The organism is Psychrobacter sp. CX18, from assembly GCF_057396215.1.
The window spans coordinates 16,062-23,790 of record NZ_JBXYJH010000016.1 but is presented as its reverse complement, the minus strand read 5'-3'; the positions used below and the strand labels follow the sequence as shown (position 1 = coordinate 23,790).

Below are 7,729 nucleotides of genomic sequence, written 5' to 3'. Positions count from 1 at the left end.
TTAATACATTTATTGTATATATTAGTTTGAATTAATATAAAGATAGCTTACAACCCAATATTGCTAAATCTAATACTATTCTATTATGGATCTATAATTTAATAAAATCCTAACTAATGAGTTTTTAGGAATAACAAAATAAACGTAACTGGTAAAATCACTACAATATTTGAAGTGGCAGTGTTACTTAAACTGTTGGTAGGCTTAATATAAATAGGAAGATACATATAAAAGATTAGAATGTGTCTACAAACTTTTAATAAGAAGAAATGATTAATGTGGAAGGGATATTAGGTTTAGAAAGTAGCTAAAATTTAAACCGTTGACTGACTTCTAAAAATGATTACGAGTAATATTGAATAACATATCTATTACGTTACAGAGACGATAGCGTATAAGAGTAAGCAGAAAATTATAAACTATCAAATACTTACCGTCTCTATAAAACAATAATTGGGGTTAAATCAAACTCTAACATTGAATAATTAAACTAGGAATAATGAATCAAGTTAAACAGACTAAATGGGTTTAGGTTAAGTTGATTAATCAATTGAGTTGCAAACTAACTAGCCAGCCAACCCATATCAATTGCAAGCTTAAGCTGCTCAGGAGTATCAATATCAAGACTTAAATTGAGGTTATTAACAATCGCGACCTCATCAGCCGCCAATGCTCTAATTTGATGACGCAGTCCTTTATCTCCCTGTAAACTTGACTGCCAATTTTTTAGAAGCTCGTAGTTAATGACTACTGGTAAACCAACGACTGTCTCACTACTATCTAAACTGACATCTTTAGAATAATTAGGGTTGTCGTTACTTGTTTTTAAGACAGGATTAGTAGCATTACGACTATCAAAACGATTGTCCTGCATAATCTTGTCAGATTTAGGATAGCGACTGGCGACAACTTTAGTACTTTCTTTCAGTAAATTATTTAAATGCTGAGTGTCTAATAAAATTTGGTCTACCCCTAAAATCATAACTTTATTAATCGCCAAGTTGTTGGTAGTTAATTGACTAGTCGCTAAATTATCAGTAGCTAGAGTATTCAAAGCATCAATACCCAAGCTTAGACTATGCCCCATACCCTTCTCAGGTTCTTTATTAAAAACAACCTCAATAGGCTCAATGTCAGCAATCAATCTATCTATGACTCTTTTAATCGGCAAATGACCCTCTGGAATCACAATCACGTTAGCTTTTGGATTGGTAGCCAATGCCATGCGAATCATGACTTCAATCAAAGTTTGACCATGTTGCGTTAATAGCTGTTTGGGAGTGCCTAAACGCTGACTTAAACCACTCGCCAGCAAAATAACGGCATGGTTTTTATAAGTGTTGTGAGTGAGGTTCGGCATAAATTAAAAGCTTACAGTATGGTTTAAAGCAGAGTTTAAGGCAGGCACACAAGCGTTATTCTCCTTTGAACTCTCCTTTGAAATCTCCTTTGATTTGGAGTTTAAAGGGTCTTCTTGACTTGTAGCATCGTTTGAAGTCATAAAACCAACACTATGCATCACCGCGTTAATCTGTGCCATGATACCTAATGCTAATGCCTCTGGCCCATCACCGCCAAGTTTATATCCAATAGGATAATGCAGTTGATCGATACCTTGCTGTAATTGCGAGATGTCGCCTTGATAGCTGTCTTTAATTTCAGAAATCAATCGTTCTGTTCGATATTTAGGACCTAATTGACCTAGGTATGCCGGTGGATTGGCAAGCAGCACTTTTAGACGTGCTCTATCTTGACTGAGACTATGAGACATAACGGCAACGGCAGCATTTCGGCTAAGATTAATAAGGGTGTCGCTATCCTCTAGTGGCAAACATAGGACGTTATCAGCTTGCATAAAACGCGCGCGAGTGGCGTAATGAGCACGGCTATCTATCACCGTAACTTGCCAATCCTGCATTTTTGCAAGCGTGACCAATGGCAATACATCGTTGCCTGCTCCGCAAATCAGTAGCTTAATTTGCGGTTGCAAGTCTCTCACTAACCACTGTGTCTCAATAATATGGTCTAGATTATTATCGACAACGCCCTTCACACTCACAAATTGAGCCTGTTTTTTAGAAGTCTGTTTTTTAGAAGCCTTTTTTTGACAATATTGATTGGCAGCTATTAAATTATCCTCTGATGCTTTTGAAGATAGCGTTTTAATTGCCTGTATTAGGGTAGGATCACTGGGAGTATGTTTTAAATCTTCATTTAAAATCGTAAACTTTGAGTAAGCTATAAAATCATATAAATGAATATGAACACCAATAGGATGAGACGGATCGTCTGAACGGATTAAAGTAGCGACTCGCATCGTTTGCTCATTATTGCGAACCTCTTTCATGCAGTTAATCAGGGGCATCGCAGATGCTAATCGCTCGAATAGTACATGAACACGCCCATTACAGCCCAAACCAAAATTGAGATCTATATCATCGTCGTTATGACTATCATACTGGTCCTTTAAAACATAGTTCCAGTCTAAATCACGTTTATTATCAGCATTCAAATCACTATTTTCATCATTTCGTATACTATTATGATTACTATTTTGCTTAGTATTGTTTTGATGAGCGCTATCATCCTCCCCCGTTTGATAGACCTGAACAGAAGGTCCATTGCGGGTAATCCAAAAAGCTCTTTTAATGATATGTGGCTCTAAACAACCCCCACTAATCATGCCTACTGAGCGGCCATCTGCACAGATAAGCATCATCGCACCTTCTTTACGATACGCAGAACCCTCAGTACGCACAACTGTTGCTAGTACCGCTTCAATACCGCTGTGGTAGGCTTCAGTCGCCAATTTTAAAATATCAGAAACATGATTCATAATATCGACTTATTTAAGGTGTTTAAAATTAAAAAATAGGCCTGTTTAGAATTGATTGAATAGAGCTGCTAATCGATAAAATGAGGGCAAATAGTACAGTGATGTACGGCCTGCCCTGTCAAAACGCCAATGCTATAAAACGTCCGCGTCTTAATCTGGCAATTGATCAATCAGCTTATCTAACGTAATCGGGAAGTCATAAATACGTACACCGACTGCGTTATATACCGCATTGGCAATTGCAGCAGCAGCACCTGAGATGGCTGTCTCTCCGATCCCTTTAATGTGCATCGGATTGGTATACGGGTCATCTTCTTCAACGAGGATGACTTCAAGTTGAGGGACATCTGCATTCACAGGAATATGATATTCAGCCAAGTCATGGTTACACAATCTTCCATCACGTTTATCATGAATGACCTCTTCCATCAACGCTGAACCAATCCCAAATACCATACCGCCATAACATTGTGAAGTTGCTAGCTTATGATTCAAAATACGTCCTGCAGTGAATGCACCCGTCATATTCTTCACGCGTATCTCACCTGTAATCCGATGTACAGCAACTTCTGCAAAGTTGGCACCATAGCAGGCTTGACGATGGGTTTTACCGTTTTTACCGGGTGCGATTTCGCCTTTTGCACTTAGTTGTTGGTTATCAAGTTTGGCGATAATATCGGCTAGTGGATAAGCGGCAAAATGACTAAAGTCATAGTCCTCTTTTTCCGTTGCCTCAGATCCGTTAATAGAGATCGGTAACCCTACTTTTTCTGCAATATTGTCAAGTTTGTCTAACTTATCTAGCTTATCTAACTTACTAAGGACACTACCAAGCACATTCTTGCCCGCTTCAATTGCCGTTTCTGTCAGTGTGGCGTCATGATCGCCGATTTTAGAGACTTGACCTTGTTGCAACTGTATAGTGTCAGCATGCAGGCCAATCCGTTTGGCAATTTGCTCCCGTAATTCGGCGCAAGCAAGATAAATACTACTACCCGCACTGGCTGCACCAAAACTTCCACCAGAACCGGGAGCGGCTGGCAAATTACTATCACCCAGTTTCATCTCAATATGGTCGATAGGTAAGCCCAAAATATCCGCTGCTACCTGAGAAAATACAGTATAAGATCCTGTACCGATATCAGTCATATCGGATTCAATCACCGCTTTAATACCATAAGATTTGGTTGAATCCAGCTGTAAGGTAGCACGAGCCTCTGCAGGCATTAGCTGATTGCCCCTTGAGGCGACTGCCATACCAGTACCGATCCACCAGTCGCCTTCTAAACGACTGGCTGGTTTTGCGATATGCTTCTCATCCCAACCAAATGCTTTTGCGCCCTGCTCAATGCACGGTATAAGCTGTCTTGTTGAAAAAGGGATCTGCTTTGATGGATCCTCTTCTGGCTCATTAAGACGACGTAGCTCAATAGGGTCTATATTGAGCTGACAAGCCAACTCATCCATCGCACATTCAAGTGCAATCTGACCAACCGCTTCGCCTGGTGCGCGCATCGAACCTGCAAGCGTCCAGTTCATATCAACCATTTGGTATTCGACTTTGCGGTTTTCACCACGATACAGAAAATGAGTCGACAAGGCAGATGGCTCAAAAAATGCCTCATCAGGTAGATTGCTAGATATTGATTCATGAATAATGGTGTCTATTACCCCGTTTTCACGACAGCCAATGGCGACTCTTTGACGGGTATTAGACCGTCTCACCGTTGCCTCCATCACCTGCGGACGCGTCATCATTATCAGTACAGGACGTTCAAGCTCTTTGGCTGCAATAGCGGCAGCGATTGACTCAGGGGCAATACCTAATTTACTACCAAAGCCGCCACCGACATATCGTGCAATTAAATGAACGTTATCAGCATCAATCTGTAAGGCATCCGCTATTTGTTTTTTACCAAACGCCACCATCTGGTTAGAGGTATAAATAGTGAGCTTATCCCCTTCCCAATGGGCTAGTGATGAATGCGGCTCCATTGGCGAGTTACTTTGGCTAGGCGTGGTATAAATGCGGTCTAAACGAACCGCTGCACTCTCTAAGCTTTTTTCAGGGTCGCCTTGTTCACTATTTTTATCAGACCCTTCTTTCTCATTAACCTCATGAGTGTTTTTAAGCTCTGACTTAAAATCTAAAGCCGCTTTATCCGTCTGATCCTCATAAGTAACTTTTAAAGCCTTAGCCGCTTCGGTGGCCGCTTCAAAGGTTTCAGCGATGACAACCGCTATCGGCTGACCATGATAGGCAATCTCGTTAGTGCCTTGGGTCGGCGCTTTCATTTTGCCGCCTTGCTGGGAGTTTCTAATAAAATGCTTTGGATCAGTCACTACTTTAATAACGCCTGGTATATCGGCAACTGGGCTTTTATCAATATCTTTAACACGACCTTTAGCAATAGTTGCGCCTACCAATACGCCATAAGCCATATTGTCTACATGATATTCTGCTGCATAAGGCGCCTGCCCACTCACTTTTAAAGAACCATCCACCCGAGTGATAGGTTGACCAACTAACTGACTCGATGTTTTGTCAAATAGGGTCGCAACCGGCTCATTCATGATCATTTTTTTGCTTGGTTCGGAATTAAGGATTCCTTTATTGAATGCTTCATTTAACGCTTTATTTAATGATGGCATGGTTAAGCTTCCTTAGCGTCAAGAGCGCGCTGGATAATTTGTTTAAGTAAACGGCGGGTTAGTGGAATTTTAAAGTTGTTTTGTCCCTGACCTTTCGCCGTTTCTAAAAGAATATTGGCAGCATTCACAATATCAGGAATATCTCCTTTAGTGCCCTCAAGGGACGCCTCTACCGCCTCATTACGCCACGGCTGCGACCCGATGCCACCAAACGCCAAACGTACAGTGGTTAAAGTACCCGTATCATCTTTATCTATCACTGCAGCTGCTGATACTAGAGCGAAGGCATAGGACGCACGGTCACGAATCTTGTCATAAGTATGCATACCTTTAATCGGCGTTGGAAGTACGATATGAGTGATCAATTCACCCGGTTCTAATACTGTTTCAATATGAGGAGTGTCTTCAGGCAAACGATAGAAATCTTTAATCGGAATTTTCCTAGAGCTACCATCTGGATTTTGGGTCTCTAACGTCGCATCTAATAATCTCATTGCTACTGCCATATCAGAGGGATGCTGTGCGATACAATGATCGCTGGTACCTAATATGGCAAGTGAGCGGTTTTGACCTTCAATTGCTGGACAGCCTGTGCCCGGTTCACGTTTGTTACATGGACTATCTGGTTGGTAAAAATAGTAGCAACGGGTTCGTTGCAGAAAATTACCGCCAGTCGTCGCCTTATTGCGTAGCTGACCTGACGCACCCGCTAATATGGCGCGAGAGAGTACTGGATAATTGGCTATGATGTCAGGATGAGTTGCCAAATCACTATTGGTCACCAAGGCTCCAATACGTAAACCACCTTCTGATGTCGGCTCAATCTGCGTAAGTTCTAACTGAGTAATATCAACAAGTTTAATCGGTGTCTCAATCTCAAGCTTCATAAGATCAAGTAAGTTTGTACCGCCACCGATAAAGGCAGCGCCTTCTGAGCTGGCAGCAACGCAAGCAGGATTTAACTCATTGGCACGGACATATTCAAAACGTTTCATGAGTTTTCTCCTAAACGTTGGGCATCGTTCTTGTTGCTTTGGTTATTGTTTTTAGTGCTGGGTTGATTGTTAGAGGCTTTAGTCGATTGATTATTTTGTAATTGCGCTTGACTGGGCGCTGGGGACCATATACCTGTAATACCGCTGCTACCTGATTGAGAAGCTGTACTTTCATTTGAGTTAGGCAACTTATTTAAGTTATGTGAATCCTCAAAAAGCTTAAGTTCTTTTTGCAGCACTTCAGATATGGCATTAATAATATTGGGGTACGCAGAACATCGGCAAATATTACCACTCATACGCTCGGCAATTTCGTTGACTAATAGCGCATTCGGTTTTTTTAAGTCTTCAGTGACATAACTTGGCCACTGTTGCTTAACCTCTTCAATAAGGGCAGTAGCAGAACAAATCTGACCCGGTGTGCAATAGCCACATTGAAAGGCATCATGATCTCTAAATGCTTTTTGCAAATCAGATAAAGTCTCAGGTAAACCAATCCCTTCAATAGTGGTTATCTCATCACCTTCGTGCATTACCGCTAAGGTTAAACATGAATTAATACGTTGACCATTAATCAAAATAGTACAGGCACCGCATTGTCCATGATCACAGCCCTTTTTGGGGCCTGTAATGTGCAAGTGGTGTCGAAAAAGGTCTAGTAAAGTCGTTCGGGGATCAAGATCATCGAAATGATAGCTTTTATTATTAATTGATAAAGTTAAGGTAGTCATGCTGGCGTCCGCTGGCAGGTGTGATTAAAAATAAGTATTGAAAACAAGTATTTGGTGATTGAATGAAAGAGAAGCTTAATTTATGAAATATTATAGAAGGTTAACTCCTTAAATATATAAGAGTTTATTTTATTAATTATTAGAGTCATCCTAATGAAAATATGATTGAAATTTATATAAAAAATGTTGTTGTCCTGTGCTTTTAAGTAAAGGCATTTATGCCTCATAACTATTGCTTATTAAATTAACCTGAATTCGGGATAATAATCTTAGTAAGCTCTTGTTTTTATTTGAGTTAATAAATCCATCCCCAACCCTTCCTTTGGAAAAGGAAGGGAGCTAACCTTTCCTAAGTTTAAAAGAGATGAATGACCGTTTCTTTAAAAGATGAGATGCATTGCTTTGCAACAAAGGAGTGCCTATAACCTTAACTTTAATGGGTTGATTATCCCGAATTCAGGTTAAATTAATGACTGTAGATTTTTAAAGCCCGCATTAGCCATACCCATTCACAA

The 7,729-nt window shown here is 40.4% G+C and carries 5 protein-coding genes; all 5 read right to left on the bottom strand.

The window, feature by feature from the left end:
* Positions 1-562 precede the first annotated feature (562 nt).
* Positions 563-1,360: an NTP transferase domain-containing protein gene (locus AC2SLT_RS12085; protein ID WP_486547905.1), complete on the bottom strand. Its 798-nt coding sequence runs from the start codon at positions 1,358-1,360 to the stop codon at positions 563-565.
* A 3-nt stretch (positions 1,361-1,363) separates the two neighbouring features.
* Positions 1,364-2,836, bottom strand: coding sequence for an XdhC family protein (locus tag AC2SLT_RS12080; RefSeq protein WP_486547904.1), 1,473 nt, complete (start codon positions 2,834-2,836; stop codon positions 1,364-1,366).
* Positions 2,837-2,986: 150 nt separating this feature from the next.
* Positions 2,987-5,488 carry a molybdopterin cofactor-binding domain-containing protein gene (locus tag AC2SLT_RS12075; protein WP_486547903.1) on the bottom strand — a complete coding sequence of 834 codons (2,502 nt, stop codon included), beginning with the start codon at positions 5,486-5,488 and terminating at the stop codon, positions 2,987-2,989.
* Positions 5,489-5,490: 2 nt separating this feature from the next.
* Positions 5,491-6,483: an FAD binding domain-containing protein gene (locus AC2SLT_RS12070; protein ID WP_486547902.1), complete on the bottom strand. Its 993-nt coding sequence runs from the start codon at positions 6,481-6,483 to the stop codon at positions 5,491-5,493.
* Positions 6,480-7,214, bottom strand: a complete 735-nt coding sequence (locus AC2SLT_RS12065) for a 2Fe-2S iron-sulfur cluster-binding protein (RefSeq protein WP_486547901.1) — start codon at positions 7,212-7,214, stop codon at positions 6,480-6,482. Before AC2SLT_RS12065 ends, AC2SLT_RS12070 begins: the two co-directional genes overlap by 4 nt.
* Positions 7,215-7,729 lie beyond the last annotated feature (515 nt).